The sequence below is a fragment of the Massilia sp. FBCC-B171 genome (genome assembly GCF_059134155.1).
This window is the reverse complement of sequence record NZ_CP101443.1, coordinates 4,416,571-4,431,723: the sequence shown is the minus strand read 5'-3', so window position 1 is coordinate 4,431,723 and position 15,153 is coordinate 4,416,571. Positions and strand designations below refer to the sequence as shown.

Below are 15,153 nucleotides of genomic sequence, written 5' to 3'. Positions count from 1 at the left end.
CGATGGTGGCCACCGCCTTGATAGCGGACGCGTCGTACCGCGTGGGCACGGAGTGCCCACCCTACGGTGCGCCGCGGCCAACGGTTGCATGATCTTGCTACGCACGGTCGTGCACCGTAGGGTGGGCACTCCGTGCCCACGCGGTACACCGCAAAAACAGCAGCACAGAATTTCGCGAGAGCGCCGCAAAGCGAGCGCCTTCGCACAACGAACCGCACGGCGAATGGCAGAACACCAGTTCGCTGAGCGTCTTACCCCGGTGTTCAAAAAAGTAGCACTCACAAGGAGATACACATCATGGCAATCAGTCTGCAAAAAGGCGGCAACGTCAACCTGTCGAAAGAAGCCCCTGGCCTGTCCAACCTGAAGGTCGGCCTCGGCTGGGACACCCGCGCCACCGACGGCGCCGCCTTCGACCTCGACGGCGCAGTGTTCCTGCTCAATTCGTCGGGCAAAGTCCGCTCCGACGCCGACTTCATCTTCTACAACAACCTGAAATCGGCCGACGGCTCGGTCGTCCACTCGGGCGACAACACCACCGGCGCCGGCGAAGGCGATGACGAATACGTCAGCGTCGACCTGAGCAAAGTGCCGGCCGACGTCGACAAGATCGTGCTGGCCGTGACCATCCACGACGCCGAGACCCGCCGCCAGAACTTCGGCATGGTCGGCAAGGCCTTCATCCGCTGCGTCAACGCCAGCGGCGACGCGGAAATCGCCCGCTACGACCTGTCGGAAGACGGCTCGACGGAAGCGGCCATGATCTTCGGCGAGGTGTATCGTAACGGCGCCGACTGGAAGTTCCGCGCCATCGGCCAGGGCTTTGCAGGCGGCCTGGGACCACTCGCCAAGAACTACGGCGTCAACGTCTAATTAAAAGTAAATCAACAACCTGCGGGCGGCATCCATCAATGGAGGCTGCCCGTCAAAAGGAAGCCATCTAAACATGCCAACTTTTACCGTGACCGGGGATGTCGATCCCTTCCTGCATGTCTCGATGCGTCAGGGCGAAACCATCTATTGCGAATCCGACGCGATGGTGATGATGGAATCGACCCTCGACCTGAAAGGCAAGATGCGCGGGGGCCTGGGCAGCGCGCTGATGCGCACCTTCGCCAACGGCGAGTCCTTCTTCCAGCAGCACATCGAAGCCACGCGCGGCGCAGGCGACTGCCTGCTCTCGCCGACGCTGCCGGGTGCCATGCAGATCGTCGACGTCGGCCCGAACCAGTACATCCTCAGCGACGGCGCCTTTGTCGCGGCATCGTCCGGTGTCGAGCTGAAGGTGCGCACCCAGAACATCGGCAATGCGCTCTTCGCCAACAGCGGCGGCTTCTTCGTCACCGAGACCGGTGGCCAGGGCCAGGTGGCGGTGTCGGGTTTCGGGTCGATGTCGGTGCTCGACGTCGAGCCGGGCAAGGACGCGATCATCGACAACTCGCACGTCGTGTGCTGGGACAGCACGCTGCGCTACGAGATCTCGATCACGACCGGTACCAGCGGCGGCTTCCTCGGTAACCTGATCAACAGCCAAACCAGCGGCGAGGGCATGGTCCTGCGCTTTTCGGGCAAGGGCAAGGTCTACGTGTGTTCGCGTAACCGCGCCGCCTTCAAAGCCTGGATGCAAACCCCCGCCAAATAAGTTCGCTCACAAGGAGTAACGCAATGTCAGTCAGTCTGCAAAAAGGCCAGAAAATCTCGCTCTCGAAAGAGGGCGGTGGCGCATTGACCCGTGTGACCATGGGTCTCGGTTGGGACGCCATCAAATCGAAGGGCTTCCTCGGCTTCGGCGCCAAGACCGAAAGCGTCGACCTCGACGCCTCGGTCGTCATGTTCGACGAATCGAACCGCCCGGTCGACACGGTCTGGTTCCGCCAGCTGAAAAGCAAGGACGGCAGCATCGTCCACACCGGCGACAACCGCACCGGCGCCGGCGACGGCGACGACGAGCAGATCAACGTCGACCTCTCCGCCGTGCCAGGCAACATCAAGTCGCTCGTGTTCACGGTCAACAGCTTCACCGGCCAGAACTTCTCGCAAGTGCAAAACGCCTACTGCCGCCTGTTGGATGCGTCCGGCAACAAGGAAGTGGCGCGCTACGACCTGTCGGTGCAGGGCGCCCACACCGCGCAGGTGATGGCCAAGCTGTACCGCCATAACGGCGAGTGGAAGATGCATGCGATTGGCGAGAATGCCAGCGGCCGTACGTTTGATGATTTGATGCCGGCGATTACGCCGCATTTGTAATCGTTTTTCGTAGGCGTTAGATAAAACCGGGGATGCGTGAACTGACCCCATAAAGTTGGACGGTTAAATCTAGTCAGCTGCAAAGGGCTGGGTTCTGTATTGAACAGGACTCAGCCCTTTTAGCTTCATCTTGATGCGGTCGTAATTGTAGTAGCGGATGTAGTTCTTGAGACCGGTTTGCAGTTCGTCGACGCTGCTGAATTTGTTCAGGTAGAAAAACTCCGACTTCAGCACGGCAAAGAAGCTTTCCATGGCGGCGTTGTCCAGGCAGTTCCCCTTGCGTGACATGCTCTGCTCGACGCTCTTCTGCCTTAAGGCCCGTTGGTAGGCCGACATTCGATACTGCCACCCTTGGTCCGAATGCAAGATCGGCTGGTCTCCCGGGTTGAGCTTTTTCAGCGCCTTTTTGAGCATGCTGCCTACCAGGCTAAATTCAGGCCGCTTGGCGGTCTCGAAAGCGATGATCTCGCCGTTGTACAAATCCATGACCGGGGACAAATACAATTTTTCGCCGGCCACATTGAACTCGGTGACGTCAGTCACCCATTTCTGATTGATGCACGTGGCCTCGAAGCGCCTTTGCAGAACATTTGGCGCAGCACTGCCCACTTCTCCTTTGTACGAGCGGTATTTCTTGGGTCGAACCAGTGACTTCAGGCCGAGCTTACCCATCAGGCTTTGCACCGTCTTGTGATTGACCTTCGTACCAAGCTGTCGAATGGCTGCCGTCACGCGCCGGTAGCCATAGCGCCCTTTGTGGCGGGCGAAGAGCGTACCGATCTGCGTTTTCAAGGCTTCGTACTTATCGCCCGTCTGAGCTATTTTCTGTTGATAGTAGAAGGTGCTGCGCGCCAAACCAGCCAGCTTCAGCAGGCCGGCAAGAGGGAAGTGTCGCCTCAGTTCAATGACTACTTGCGCTTTTTGCGCGTTGTCGTCCGCTGCTGTTGCTGCGCTTGAACCAAGGCTCTCAACTTTTTTAGGTAAGCTACCTCCATGCGCAGCTGGTTCACCTCAGCGACCAACTCTTCATGGGTACGGCCAGCTGCATCAGGCAGCGCTTCTGTTTTTGTATCCGGCACTTGAGGCATTTTCTTTGAACGGCCGCGCTTGCGCGGCGTCAGCGTTTCTAGACCGCCCGCATCATAACAGCGCTTCCATCGTCCGATGCATCCAGCGCTGCGAATATTGAATAACGCAGCAGCCTCCGCATTAGAAAGCTCATCGGCCCGCATGCGCTGTATCACTTCAAGTCGGAACTGTGCACTGTAATGGCTGAACTTCTTCTTCAGCCCATCAGCCCCATGGGCGCGGTACAGCTTCACCCAAGTCTCCAGGCTCTTGCGTGGGACATCGTGCAACTCGGCCAGCCGCTGATACCCCATCGTCCCGTGCAGATACTCGCGGACGACTTTGAGCTTGAGTTGCTCATCGTATTTCGTCATGAAAAACCCCCAAAAGTTGTGTCCAACTTTTGGGGGTCAGTTCATGCGTCCCCGGTTTTTTTTCGTTTATTGGAAGCGTCTGAAAAACTCCTGCTTGTTACCCATTAATGAGTCCGAACCACAGCGGGGATGGCCTATTCTAGAGCGGCCAGTGGTCGTATGCGATGGCGGCAGCAGCTTCTGGGGAGTGGTCTACGACCCAGAAACCGGAAGATTTGAAGAGCCGCAATTCAACGGTGTCGCGTAAGGACGGGGGCAGGTCTGGCTTCAAGGCACGACCTCAACCCTACATCGTAAGATCACGCAGGTGACTAGTTAATGTCGATGTCGTGTCTAAATGTCAAACCTGACACCGAGTACTCGTGGAATAGAGAAAGCCATGAATCTTACAGTTGCGAAAACACTTGTCGTCCATAACAGCGAGCGTCAGCTCTGCCAGCCATGTTTGAGTATCGTGCTGTTTGGCAGGGCTATGGATGCAGCCCCAGGTCTCACGGCGCCATTGGATGCTTTCGTTGGCCGCTTTGGCAAGGACATAGGCTGGTATCGCAACGGCTTTCATCAAGCCAACCCGAAACGCTGGCCGAAGGAAGGTGGTGCAGCTGTTCTCGAGGCGATGCGCCGGGAAATGACACTGTCCAGGGGAGCGGTTGCGGAACTGCTCGCACCATCGAAAAAAGGGGAATGGCTGGCTCCAGCGTTTTTGTACTGGAAAAGGGCGCGCGTTTCCGAGCCATTTGCGGCGATTTCCCTGCCACTCGCGTATTTGGAGGAATGTGGTTCAGGGGGTATCGATGGGATTCTTCAGGAAATTTTGGCGGCCGATTTCCCCTTGGCGTCGGGCTATGTTGGTTTGAGCTTGTTGTGGAATCACAGCTTCCCGTCCGATGAGGTATGGCTGGCCGACTTCTTCCGACGCTGCCTTGCCAACTATCCGGGACTCATGCACCCGAATTTTCTCGCGCAATTAGAGCCTGCGCGCGCAGGATTGGTCGACGTCGGATGGTACACGCTGCTCGGTCCGGAATTGGCTGCCAGGGCGGGCGGTATTGAACAAGTGTCGGGCCGTCTACCGGCAACGCTACGGAACATGATCACGTTCGATGCGCTTGCCAGAGGGGCAATGGTCATCAAGGCGGGACCGGCACCGGTACTCGGAGATAGGCAAGCGGGTGAGGCCGCACCCCTGCAAAGCGCGGTCGGCTCTGCATTGGCAGCGCTGTGTGATGTCGAGAAAAACGGCAAACAGCTTGTATCGGGATTTGCGCCGGACGGCGAGATGGAGGAGCGGCGGCGCTGGGCCAACCGATTTTTTGTAGCGGGTGGCTAATCGGTTCTGCATGGGCGGGGTTTGCTTGCTATCCGATCGCCTTGCGCATCAGCACAAGCGGCAAAGACACCTGTCCGCCCGCGAGCGACAAACTCAGGTCGTGCACGGACACGAAGCCATGTGCCGTGTAAAGCGGCACGCCCGGCATGGTCGCCGTCAGTTCAAGCCAAGTGAAACCTGCCGCCAGTGCGTGTTCGGTGCAGTGCTGCATGAGCATCGAGCCAAGCCCCTGGCGCTCCATGCCCGGATCGACAAAGAAGGCACGGATCTTCGCCGGCTCGGTGGCCGGATTCAAAAGGCGGTCCGGTGCGGCCTTGTGCTGGTCGCCGCCGTAGGGCGTCGAGCGCTTGCTCCAGCCACCGCAGGCGACGATACGTGTGTCGTCTTCGATGGCGAAATAGGTGCCGTCGCGAACGAGCTGGGAGTCGACGCCGAACACCTCGCGCGTTACCGCGTGCGCCTGTGCAGGCGTGTAGAAACCGGCCGACAGTGCGATACCGGAACGTTCGATCAGCTTTTGCAGCGCTGGTATGTCCGCTGCCGTGGCGGCGCGTATCTTGAAATAAGTTCGCATCTGGCCATTCTATAGGCAGACCCGATGCCGGCCATGACGCCGCTTTTTTCTTTTACGTGCACGTATAAACATCTCACGCAAGGCTGGCAGGATCGTAAAAAAACCCGCCTTGCCACGATGGGAGGCGGGTTTCGGTGCTCAATACGGCGAGCTTAGCGCATTCCGCCGGTGCTCACGAAATGCTGGCGCGCGTACGCCAGCAACTGGCCGTCCGTCGGATGATCGACGGTTTCGACCGCCTTGATCCGGGACGCGATGTCAGGCAGCGAGCTGGTCACATAGGTCACGAATGCCGTTTTTTCTTCGGCCGGCCCGACCACGAGGATCTGCTCGCTCTCCATCAGGGCGCCAGCAATATCTTTGTAAAAACGGGTGTTGTCATCGCCATCGGCATGGCTGTCGCCGTGCTTCTGGTGCGGGTGCGGATGGGTCGAGTGGGTCTTTAGGGACTCCGATTCCGACGCGTTTTTATCGAAGTGGATGACTTGTGCTTTTGTATGGTCGAGCCAGACGACTGCGTTATTGAATGACATGGGTACTTTCGTGGAAGTGCATAGCGACGGGTGGGCCTGTGGCGCTGCATGGAGCGGCAAGACATATCGTCGAAAGGAGGCGCAGTCAGCCAAACTGACTGCAGCGAGAGAATGAAGCAGGTAGGCGCCGGGATTGGGGCAGGCTACAACCAAATCAGCATACCGCATGTTCGGCTTGCACTAGGTGCGGTACCACACTGAGCATGCGTGCGCGGCCGGTATTCCCTGTCGCTTTTCCGACCACTTCGCTTTCTCATCCCGTTTGTTTTTTGCAACAATGCATCCGGCAGGGCGGGGTAGGCGAAGACGCCCGCCAGGCGCGATCCTCAGTCCTCGCTCGCCGAATCCACCGGCAGGCACACCCACGGCTCGTACATGATCAGCCCGTCACGCACCACGCCCGGCTGGAAACACACCTCGCCGCGTGTGACCATGTTCTCCGGCACGTCGGCGCTATACCCTCCGTCGTCGGACAGGTCGCCGTACTCGGTGCGATAGCTGGACGAATCGCCGATTTTTCCGGGCCGATAACGTACCAGCGGCGTGGCGTTCGCCGGCATGGGTTGATCGAAGCGCAGCGCAACGGCGTAGCCGTCATCCAGCTCGACCAGGCTGCCACGCGGCCGCGGCAGCTTTGCAATCTGGCGCGCATGCTTCGACTCGAGCTGCTTCAGGTGGCGCGCATAATCGTCGAGCACAAGGTCGAGATCGAAGCGGGCCAGCTGGAAGGCGGTCTGCCACAAGGCATAGCCCTCGAGATCGCGCGGGAAGTCCTCGCTTGCCATGGCCAGCAGCAGCGTTTTCGGCGCCGCCGACCCGTAGCGCTGCACCAGGCGGTCGATAAGAATCGCGCCGAGCGGGTACTTGAGGTTTTCGTCGACGGCGCTGACGAAGGCGGCTTGATCGGTCAGCTGGCGCGGCGTGACCAGCCGGCGTGCCGAAACCAGGGCCGCCGCGAATTCCTGCGCCTCGGTCACGCCTGCCTGCTTGCCGAGTTTGCCCTCGACCCATTCGGCCAGACCTTCATTCAATACCATCATGTTTTGCAGCTGGCGCCCGCGGGCTCCACCGGCCAGGCGCGTGGCGAACACGTGGGCGGTTTCATGCGCCAGGGTCGACACCGCGCTGTCGTCGCCCACCCGCATGCGGATGCGGTCGAGATAGGCCGTGCCGGCGTGGTTCTCGGTGGTGCCGGAGAGGTCGACGTCGATCGGCGTCCCGCCTTCGATACCGAGCAGGGCCGCGACTGCGCCGAAGGTCGCGTCGGCCTTGTCGATCAAGGCGCGCGCCCGCGCCGCACTCAAGGCCGGATAGCTGAACGTGTAGTGCCTGGTGGTGGCATGGCCGCTTGCAACGGGCAAGAACTCGAGGGCGTCGGCGCGATCCTTGCCGGTACCAGCGCCTCCATCCTTGTCATGCTTGCTGTGCTCTGCCAGCCGCGCGATCCCCGCCAGCACGGCGAGCACCATCAGTGCGATACCAAGCCTGAGCAGCCAGCGCCGCAGCCTGCCGCTACGCTGCACCCGCGCGCGCACCTTGCCCGCGCTGCAGAACAAAGCGAAGGCCATCGAACCGAACAGCAGCGCCGCTCCAAGCTGGGTCCAGACGGTCGCCATCGGCAGTTGCCAGGCTGTCCCGGTGAAACGCAGGGTCAGCAGGTCGGCGGTGTTCAGGGCTGCCGCTGTCGACGGCGCCGTGTCTTCGAGGAGCTTGATCCCGATCGCGCACAGCGCCAGTACCAGCCAGGACACATAACGCAGGAAGCCCAGCAGCATGCCGGCCGTCAGCGCAACGGCCGAGACCAGGGCGCACAGAATGAACATGGTCAGCAGCAAGGACGGCCGCATTGCATGATCGAGCGATCCGCGCGTCGCTGCGTGCAGGGCCGCGTTCAACAGCAGCATGCTGGCGGGGAAAACGAGCAGCACCAGCATCGCCGCCTGGAATTTCGCCGCGAAGATGGCCCCGCGCCTGAGGGGCAGGCCATCGAGGAAATTCAGGGTGCCGTCGTCGATTTCGCGCACGAGCAGGTTGGCGCCCAGGGCGAATCCAAGCACGATCTGCAGGATCGCCAGCTCGTCGGACAAGGTCAGCAGGCGATGGGGGAAGGAGCGCGCGCCGAAGGGGGCCAGGAAGGCGTCGACCAGATCGAGCAGCGACAGCGTCAGAACGACAAACACGAAGGGGCGCAGGCTGCGCATTTCCTTGCGAAACAATGCGCCGTTCATTTCACCTCCCAGCGGCGCGCCGCCAGCCTGACGCTGCAGCCGAGCAGTGCTTCGCGCCGCTCCACCGCGGTGAACACCCGCGTGCCGCGCGCGAACGAGGCCGGCAGCACACCGGCGCGGATGGCGTCGACCCTGGCGAGCGCCTCGGCCGGAAGTTCCCCATCCCACGGCCCCAGGGCGACGTACAGGACCGAAAACGGTGGAACTTCGCCAGCCGATGCGCCCAGCTGGTAATGCACTTCATAGGTCTTGCCCGCCATGCGCTGCGCGGTGAAGCGCGCCTGCGGTATGGCGATCCGGCCGAGCGTGCCCGCCATGCGCGCCTGCTCGGCGCCGAACAGCTGGTCGAACTGCTGCGTCAACATGGCCTGGTCCGGCGCGCCCTGTTGGGCCAGCAGCCGGGCAAAGCCGGGGTCGAACAGCGAAGCGCGCGCGTCGCCCGGCGGGCGTTCCGCCAATGCCGAGCGGCTCAGTGCCTGGAAGCGGGGCTCGCCCATCTGCTGCGCGAGCGAGGCCACCATCCGCCAGGCCAGCGCATCGGCCAGGCAGGGGCCGAGCTGTTCGCGCACGCTGAGCCACTCGTGCACCGCGCGCCTCGCGCCGCCGGGCCCGGCCTGCAACAGGCGCGCCGCAAAGGCCGCACGCAGCGCCAGCTTCTCCTGCTGCTGCGGCAGCTCGCGTGCGACCAGCCACTGCGCAGTGCCATCGAGCAGCCAGCGCCGGTTTTCCTCGGCGGCGCGGCCACGGGAATGCCATTGCAGCCACGACGCCAGTGCGTAGGCGCGGAATCCCTCGCCGTCGAAGGCAGTGTTGTTGAAGGCCGCGCGCACCACCACGCCATCGGCATTGGGCAAGGCGGCGCGCTGGAAGGCGTCGCCATCGAGGTTGTCGTCAGGCAAGGCCGTCAGCGCTGGGGGACTCTGCAGTGCCAGGAAAGCCTGCATGCGCGCCAGGTCGGACCCCAGTGCATTGGCCAGCTGCTGCGCTTGCTCCGCAGGCCCGGCGATGCCGACCACAACGGCCGGGCCGCTCGCGCTGCGCACGGCGTGCGTCAGCGCGAAGGGCGGCTTTGGTTTGCGCGCTTCGATGACCGTAAACGCCATGAGCAAGGCCAGGAAGCTGATGGTGACGCCGGATTTTTCGCGCGAGCTCATGCGGCGCGACAGGGCCACGACGAGCGAACCCTCGGCCGACAGCGCAAGCGCGAAGGTGGCGGCAACCAGCGCCGCGGCGATGGCACAGGTGGTCAGTACCGCCGGCAATGGCAGGGTCAGCCGTTCGTAGACCATGGCTTCCTGCACCAGGTAGAAGGGCGCCCAGTTCTGGATGTCCGACTGGCCGGCCGCGTTCCCTGTGACGATGCAGACGAACAGCAAGCCCCAGATGACGTAACGGTAGCGGCCGGTCAATCCGACCGCGAAGGCGAGGGCGTAGCTGAGGAAAACGAAACTGGCGCTGCGGATGGCAACCATGGCGACGTAGTGCGGCGTCAGCAGGACCTTGCCGCGCGCAACGAGCAGGGCGGCGCCGAAACAGGCCGCCATGGCCAGCAGCAGCACGGCAAGTCCGAGCAGCCATTTGATTGCCAGCACCTGGGTGCGGCTAACGGGCAAGGTCTCCAGAAACAGCTGGGTACGGCCCATGTATTCGCGCACCACCAGCCGGTTGGCCAGCACCAGCGCCATCAAGGGCACCATGAGCACGAGGATTTTCTGGAAAGCCACCATGGGGCTGCCCATCATCGCCGCACCCCGCAGCGCCACGGCCTGGGCCAGCGCCAGCAAGAGCAGCATGGCCAGCAGCACCCAGCGGTGTTCGCGCAACTCCTTGTAGAGCAGGGCGCGCATCAGGCAAGCACGCGGTCGGTGCGGGCGAAGGCCAGGAAGATGTCTTCCAGCGACAGTGTCTCGATGACCGTCCCGGGTGACCAGCTGGCCTGCTCCCACAGGGCAGGTTCGGCTTGCCAGATATCGCCGCGCAACTGCGTAAAGCCTTCGCCGGGCAGCAGGGCGGCGTCAAAGGCGATCCTGCGCACGCGTGCGCGCAGTGCACCGACTTCTCCCTCGAAGCGGCAGCGGCCGCCCTGGACGATGCCGACGCGCTGCGCCAGCTGCTCGACTTCCCCCACCAGGTGCGAGGAAAACATCACCGTCGTGCCCTGTTCGCGCTGCAAGGCCTGCAACTGATCGTTGAATTCGCGCCTGGCCACCGGATCGAGCCCGGCGGTCGGTTCGTCCAGCAACAGCAACTGGGGCCGCGGCGCCAGTGCCAGCGCCAGGCCCAGCTTGGTTCGGGTTCCGCCCGACATCTCCGATGCGCGCCGGTCGCGCGGCACGTCGAGCATGCGCAGCAGCCGCTGGAATTCGGGCCCGTCCCAGGTCGGATAGAAGCTGCCGACAAAGGCGCCCAGCTCGTCGGCCGTCATCCAGGGATAAAAATTCGGCTCCTGGCAGACGTAGCCGATGCGCTGCTTGAGCGATGCCGGCATGCGTTTCACCGACCGGCCCAGCACGGTGATGTTGCCATTGTCCGGACGCAGCAAGCCCATCAGCAGTTTCAGGGTGGTGGTCTTGCCGGCGCCGTTGCGGCCGAGGAAGCCGAACATTTCGCCCTGCCGGACGGTGAGATTGAGACCGTCGAGGGCTTGAACCTTGCCATAACGGTGGGTGACGGAATCAAGCTCGACAGCGTTCATGTTGTTGGCTGGAAATTTAATCGACTGCTCATAGTAGCGGAAATTTGTATTTTGGCAATCTTTGTAACCAGATTTCAGCCCCTGCCGCAACCTGGACGGCAGCACTGTCGTAAAAAAACCCGCTTTGCCATGACGGCAAGCGGGTTTCGGCGTGCGATACGCTGGGCTTAGCGCATGCCGCCGGTGCTCACGAAATGCTGGCGCGCGTAGGCCAGCAGCTGGCCGTCCGTCGGATGATCGACGGTCTCGACCGCCTTGATCCGGGATGCGATGTCAGGCAGCGAGCCGGTCACATACGTGACGAAGGCCGTTTTTTCTTCGGCAGGCCCGACCACGAGGATTTGCTCGCTATCGGCCAGGGCGCCAGCAATATCTTTGTAAAAGCGGGTGTTGTCATCGCCATCGGCATGGTTGTCGCCGTGCTTCTGGTGCGGGTGCGGATGGGTCGAGTGCGTCTTGAGGGACTCCGACTCCGACGCATTTTTATCGAAATGGATGACTTGTGCTTTTGTATGGTCGAGCCAGACGACTGCGTTATTGAATGACATGGGTGCTTTCGTGGAAGTGGATAGCGACGGGTGGGTCTGTGGCGCTGCATTGAGCGGCAAGAGAAACCGTCGAAAGGACGCGCAGTGAGCCAGGCTGACTGCAGCGAGAGAATGAAGCAGGTAGGCGCCCGGGGTGGGGCAAGCTACAACGAACCCAGCATAGCCCATGTTCGGCTTGCACTAGGTGCGGTACCACACCGAGTTATCCGATCGCCTTGCGCATCAGCGTCAGGGGCACCGTGACCTGTCCGCCCGCCAGCGGCAAACTCAGGTCGTGCACTGGCACGAAGCCATGTGCCGTGTACAGCGGCACGCCCGGCATGGTCGCCGTCAGTTCAAGGGATGTGAAACCTGCCGCCAGTGCCTGCCCGGTGCAGTGCCGCATGAGCATCGAGCCGAGACCCTGGCGCTCCATCCCCGGATCGACGAAGAAAGCGCGGATCTTCGCCGGCTCGGTGGCCGGATCGAGAAGACGGTCCGCCGCGGCCTTGTGCTGATCGCCGCCGTAGGGCGTCGAGCGCTTGCTCCAGCCACCGCAAGCGACGATGCGGGTTTCGTCTTCGATGGCGAAGTAGCTGCCGTCCCGAATGAGCTGGGTATCGACGCCGAACACTTCGCGCGTGACCGCCTGCGCCTGTTCCGGCGTGTAGAAACCAGCCGACAGTGCAATGCCGGAACGTGCGATCAGTTTTTGCAGCACGGGCAGGTCAGCCAGGGTGGCGGCGCGTATTTTGAAATCGGTTCGCATCGGATGATTGTATCGGTCAGCAAGATTTGACAAACATGGGCGCAAAAATAACAACACAATGCGCTGCATACGAAGAGAGAGGCGTTGCGCAGCGCCCGACGAATTCGAAACGGGTTGCACTGGTAAACCACAATGTTTTGGAGAGAACATGAATCAGTTGATGGCACGGCGGGAGTACAGGGTTACGGCAATCGCCAGCGCGGTGATGGTGCTGGCAATGACGACGGCAATCGAGGCGCGCGCCCAGCAGGCCGAGGGCGGGGAAGCCGGCATGCAGCAAGTGGTCGTCACCGGCGTGCGCGCCGCCCTCGAACAGTCGCTGCGCCAGAAGCGCGGCGCGGATGCGGTGGTCGAAGTCGTCACCGCTGAAGACATCGGCAAGATGCCCGACAAGAACGTCGCCGATGCCATCCAGCGCCTGCCCGGCGTGAACACGCAATCGTCCGCCGGCGGCGAAGGCGGCTTCGGCGAGAACGACCGCGTCAGCCTGCGCGGCACCAGTCCCAGCCTGCAGCAGACCCTGTTCAACGGCCACGCCATCAGCACCGGCGACTGGTTCCTGCTCAATCAGATCGGCGGCAACGTCGGCCGCTCGAGCAGCTTTTCGCTGCTGCCGTCCGAACTGGTCGGCTCGATCGTCGTGCAAAAGAGCGCCAGCGCCGACCTGGTCGAAGGCGGCGTCTCGGGTGCGATCAACGTCATCACGCGCCGTCCGCTCGATTTCCGCAAGCAGCTCACCGTGGAAGGCTCGGTGCAGGCCAACTACAACGACTTGTCCGATAAAGCCAAGCCGCACCTCTCCGGCCTGGTGGCCTGGAAGAACGCCGCGAACACGGCCGGCTTCCTGATCCAGGGCTTTTCCGAAAAGGCGGCCGTGCGCCGCGACGGCCAGGAAATCCTCGGCTACACGCCGATCAATGCCACGAGCAGCGCGGCGGCCGCCAATCCTGCCTTGGCCGGCGTGCTGGTGCCGACCTTCATCGGCGCGACCCTGTTCGAACAGACCAAGAAGCGCAGCGGCGGCGCTTTCGATGTCGAAGTGCGGCCCCTGCGCGCCCTGACGCTGGACCTGAACGGCTTCTATTCCGAACTCAAGGCGCCGCACCAGAACACCAACTGGCTGGCCGCACCCGCCAACTCGATCAACAGCGCCAACCAGATTCCGCAAAACCCGCTGGTGCGCAGCAATACCCTGGTCGGCGCCGGCTTTGCCGTGAACAACGGCGAAGTCGACAACATCTACCGCCCGAACGCCGGCGGCGAATCCTGGTACCTCGACTTCAATGGCAAGTTCAAGGTCAGCGACGACTTGAGCCTCTCCGGTAAGCTCGGCAAGACCCACGGCGTCGGCTATGACCGCGACGATGTTTTTTATCAGAACAATGTCGACGGCGGCATGGTGTATGCGCTCAATGGCCTGTCGCCCGCGAGCGTCAGCTACCCCGGCGGGAACACGCTCACGCCCGGCAGCACCGCCTGGGCCGGCGGCGGCGAGGCGCAGTCGGTCGACCAGGAAAAGTATGCGCAACTCGACGCCGACTGGCGCGTGCGCGATTCGCTGGTCACCGCGCTGCGCTTCGGCGCACGCTTCACCGACCACCACCGCACCGCCGAACACCCGCTGGAAACGCGTCCCGGCCCGCTCGGCTTGACCAATCCCGGCCCCGCCTGGAACGGCCAGAAATACCCGTCGGACTTCGCCAATGACCTCGGCGGCAACCTGTCGTCGGCCTATTTCAAGTACGACGGCGCGGCGCTTGGCGCCTGGGGCGCGGTGCCGGGCAACCGCCTGCTCGACTACACGATCCGCCACAACTGGATGGACGAATTCCAGGTCGGCGAAAAGACCTCGGCCCTGTACGGCATGCTGGAACTGGGCGGCGAGCGCTGGAGCGGCAACCTCGGCCTGCGCGCGGTCGAGACGCGCCAGAGCACGGTCGTGAACCTGCCGGGCGGACCGGCGCCGATCACCGGTTCGGCCTTCGGTCCCTACACGCCGACCACCTTCAAGCGTACCTACCGCGACTACCTGCCGAGCGTGAACCTGAAGTTCGATGCGCGCGACGACCTGGTGCTGCGCGGCGCCGTCGCCAAGACCATCGCCCGTCCCGACTACTCGGCGCTGGGCGGCTCGGTCTCGCTCAACGACGACGCCCTGAGCGGCAGCGGCGGCAACGTCAACCTCGATCCGGTGCGCTCGACCAACTTCGACCTTTCGGCCGAATGGTATTTCGCACCGAAGGCGCTGCTCTCGGCCGGCCTGTTCTACATGGACCTGCGCTCGATCGTGGCCCAGGGTACGAGCACCGGTACCTACTACAACAACAAGCGGAGCGCCCTGGCCGAATACCAGATCACTTCTCCCTTCAACACGACCGGCACCAACAAGGGCGTGGAGCTGAGCTGGCAGCAGCCCCTGATGAGCAACTTCGGCTTCCTCGCCAACTACACCTACGCCGACGGCGAGCTGGACGACGGCGGCGAGCTGCTCAATTCCTCGAAACGCACCTGGAACCTGACCGGCTATTTCGAGAACGAGCGCTTCAGCGCGCGCCTGGCCTACAACTTCCGCTCGGCCTACAAGGCAGGCGTGGACCGCGGCGCCAGCCAGCACGTGGACGACATGCCTTCGCTGGCGGCCTCGGTCAACGTCAAGCTGAGCGAGCAGCTGACGCTCACCTTCGATGCACTCAACCTGTCGAACGAGACCATCAAGATGTACGCCGAGAACAAGGACCGCCCGCGGGCCTTCTACTCGAACGGCCGTACCTTCTACCTGGGCCTGCGCGGCAAGCTGTGATCCGGTCG

13 protein-coding genes are annotated in these 15,153 nt (G+C 62.6%); 5 read left to right on the top strand and 8 right to left on the bottom strand.

What is annotated here, in order from left to right:
• Positions 1–297 precede the first annotated feature (297 nt).
• The 3 genes from NMB41_RS20055 to NMB41_RS20045 all read left to right on the top strand — a co-directional run bounded on the left by NMB41_RS20055 (position 298) and on the right by NMB41_RS20045 (position 2,247).
• Positions 298–873, top strand: a complete 576-nt coding sequence (locus NMB41_RS20055) for a TerD family protein (RefSeq protein WP_494379556.1) — start codon at positions 298–300, stop codon at positions 871–873.
• A gap of 73 nt (positions 874–946) precedes the next feature.
• Complete coding sequence (locus NMB41_RS20050; RefSeq protein WP_494379555.1) at positions 947–1,642, top strand: TIGR00266 family protein; 696 nt, start codon at positions 947–949, stop codon at positions 1,640–1,642.
• 23 nt (positions 1,643–1,665) lie between these two features.
• Positions 1,666–2,247, top strand: coding sequence for a TerD family protein (locus tag NMB41_RS20045; protein ID WP_494379554.1), 582 nt, complete (start codon positions 1,666–1,668; stop codon positions 2,245–2,247).
• A gap of 69 nt (positions 2,248–2,316) precedes the next feature.
• Here the strand turns inward: NMB41_RS20045 and NMB41_RS20040 are convergent.
• Positions 2,317–3,689, bottom strand: a protein-coding gene (locus NMB41_RS20040) for an IS3 family transposase (protein ID WP_494378262.1) whose coding sequence is annotated in 2 segments (ribosomal slippage) — positions 2,317–3,215 and positions 3,215–3,689 — 1,374 coding nt in all. Because the reading frame shifts where the segments join, the coding sequence is not laid out codon by codon here.
• 379 nt (positions 3,690–4,068) lie between these two features.
• On the opposite strand from NMB41_RS20040, the gene NMB41_RS20035 reads away from it, so the two are divergent.
• Positions 4,069–5,019 carry a type VI immunity family protein gene (locus NMB41_RS20035; RefSeq protein ID WP_494379553.1) on the top strand — a complete coding sequence of 317 codons (951 nt, stop codon included), beginning with the start codon at positions 4,069–4,071 and terminating at the stop codon, positions 5,017–5,019.
• Between the two features lie 28 nt (positions 5,020–5,047).
• Here NMB41_RS20035 and NMB41_RS20030 read toward each other — a convergent pair whose 3' ends face one another.
• The 7 genes from NMB41_RS20030 to NMB41_RS20000 all read right to left on the bottom strand — a co-directional run bounded on the left by NMB41_RS20030 (position 5,048) and on the right by NMB41_RS20000 (position 12,345).
• Positions 5,048–5,593 carry a GNAT family N-acetyltransferase gene (locus NMB41_RS20030; protein WP_494379552.1) on the bottom strand — a complete coding sequence of 182 codons (546 nt, stop codon included), beginning with the start codon at positions 5,591–5,593 and terminating at the stop codon, positions 5,048–5,050.
• Between the two features lie 152 nt (positions 5,594–5,745).
• Entirely contained in the window at positions 5,746–6,126 is a 381-nt protein-coding gene (locus NMB41_RS20025) for a translational machinery protein (protein WP_494379551.1), read from the bottom strand.
• A 326-nt stretch (positions 6,127–6,452) separates the two neighbouring features.
• On the bottom strand, positions 6,453–8,354 hold the full coding sequence (locus tag NMB41_RS20020) for an ABC transporter permease (RefSeq protein WP_494379550.1): 1,902 nt from the start codon (positions 8,352–8,354) through the stop codon (positions 6,453–6,455).
• Positions 8,351–10,201: an ABC transporter permease gene (locus NMB41_RS20015; RefSeq protein WP_494379549.1), complete on the bottom strand. Its 1,851-nt coding sequence runs from the start codon at positions 10,199–10,201 to the stop codon at positions 8,351–8,353. Before NMB41_RS20015 ends, NMB41_RS20020 begins: the two co-directional genes overlap by 4 nt.
• The gene (locus NMB41_RS20010; RefSeq protein WP_494379548.1) at positions 10,201–11,049 is read right to left on the bottom strand and encodes an ABC transporter ATP-binding protein; all 849 of its coding nucleotides are present in this window, start codon (positions 11,047–11,049) and stop codon (positions 10,201–10,203) included. The genes NMB41_RS20015 and NMB41_RS20010 overlap by 1 nt, the downstream gene beginning before the upstream one ends.
• A 167-nt stretch (positions 11,050–11,216) precedes the next feature.
• Positions 11,217–11,597, bottom strand: a complete 381-nt coding sequence (locus tag NMB41_RS20005; RefSeq protein ID WP_494379547.1) for a translational machinery protein — start codon at positions 11,595–11,597, stop codon at positions 11,217–11,219.
• 202 nt (positions 11,598–11,799) lie between these two features.
• Complete coding sequence (locus NMB41_RS20000) at positions 11,800–12,345, bottom strand: GNAT family N-acetyltransferase (RefSeq protein WP_494379546.1); 546 nt, start codon at positions 12,343–12,345, stop codon at positions 11,800–11,802.
• A gap of 148 nt (positions 12,346–12,493) precedes the next feature.
• Here NMB41_RS20000 and NMB41_RS19995 point away from each other — a divergent pair, with 148 nt between their 5' ends.
• Positions 12,494–15,145 carry a TonB-dependent receptor gene (locus NMB41_RS19995; RefSeq protein WP_494379545.1) on the top strand — a complete coding sequence of 884 codons (2,652 nt, stop codon included), beginning with the start codon at positions 12,494–12,496 and terminating at the stop codon, positions 15,143–15,145.
• Positions 15,146–15,153: the final 8 nt, after the last annotated feature.

Excerpts from the sequence above, each read along its gene's own strand:
- NMB41_RS20055 (WP_494379556.1), top strand. The coding sequence starts at position 298 with ATGGCAATCAGTCTGCAAAAAGGCGGCAACGTCAACCTGTCGAAAGAA.
- NMB41_RS20050 (WP_494379555.1), top strand. The coding sequence starts at position 947 with ATGCCAACTTTTACCGTGACCGGGGATGTCGATCCCTTCCTGCATGTC.
- NMB41_RS20045 (WP_494379554.1), top strand. The coding sequence starts at position 1,666 with ATGTCAGTCAGTCTGCAAAAAGGCCAGAAAATCTCGCTCTCGAAAGAG.
- NMB41_RS20035 (WP_494379553.1), top strand. The coding sequence starts at position 4,069 with ATGAATCTTACAGTTGCGAAAACACTTGTCGTCCATAACAGCGAGCGT.
- NMB41_RS20030 (WP_494379552.1), bottom strand. The coding sequence starts at position 5,593 with ATGCGAACTTATTTCAAGATACGCGCCGCCACGGCAGCGGACATACCA.
- NMB41_RS20025 (WP_494379551.1), bottom strand. The coding sequence starts at position 6,126 with ATGTCATTCAATAACGCAGTCGTCTGGCTCGACCATACAAAAGCACAA.
- NMB41_RS20020 (WP_494379550.1), bottom strand. The coding sequence starts at position 8,354 with ATGAACGGCGCATTGTTTCGCAAGGAAATGCGCAGCCTGCGCCCCTTC.
- NMB41_RS20015 (WP_494379549.1), bottom strand. The coding sequence starts at position 10,201 with ATGCGCGCCCTGCTCTACAAGGAGTTGCGCGAACACCGCTGGGTGCTG.
- NMB41_RS20010 (WP_494379548.1), bottom strand. The coding sequence starts at position 11,049 with ATGAACGCTGTCGAGCTTGATTCCGTCACCCACCGTTATGGCAAGGTT.
- NMB41_RS20005 (WP_494379547.1), bottom strand. The coding sequence starts at position 11,597 with ATGTCATTCAATAACGCAGTCGTCTGGCTCGACCATACAAAAGCACAA.
- NMB41_RS20000 (WP_494379546.1), bottom strand. The coding sequence starts at position 12,345 with ATGCGAACCGATTTCAAAATACGCGCCGCCACCCTGGCTGACCTGCCC.
- NMB41_RS19995 (WP_494379545.1), top strand. The coding sequence starts at position 12,494 with ATGAATCAGTTGATGGCACGGCGGGAGTACAGGGTTACGGCAATCGCC.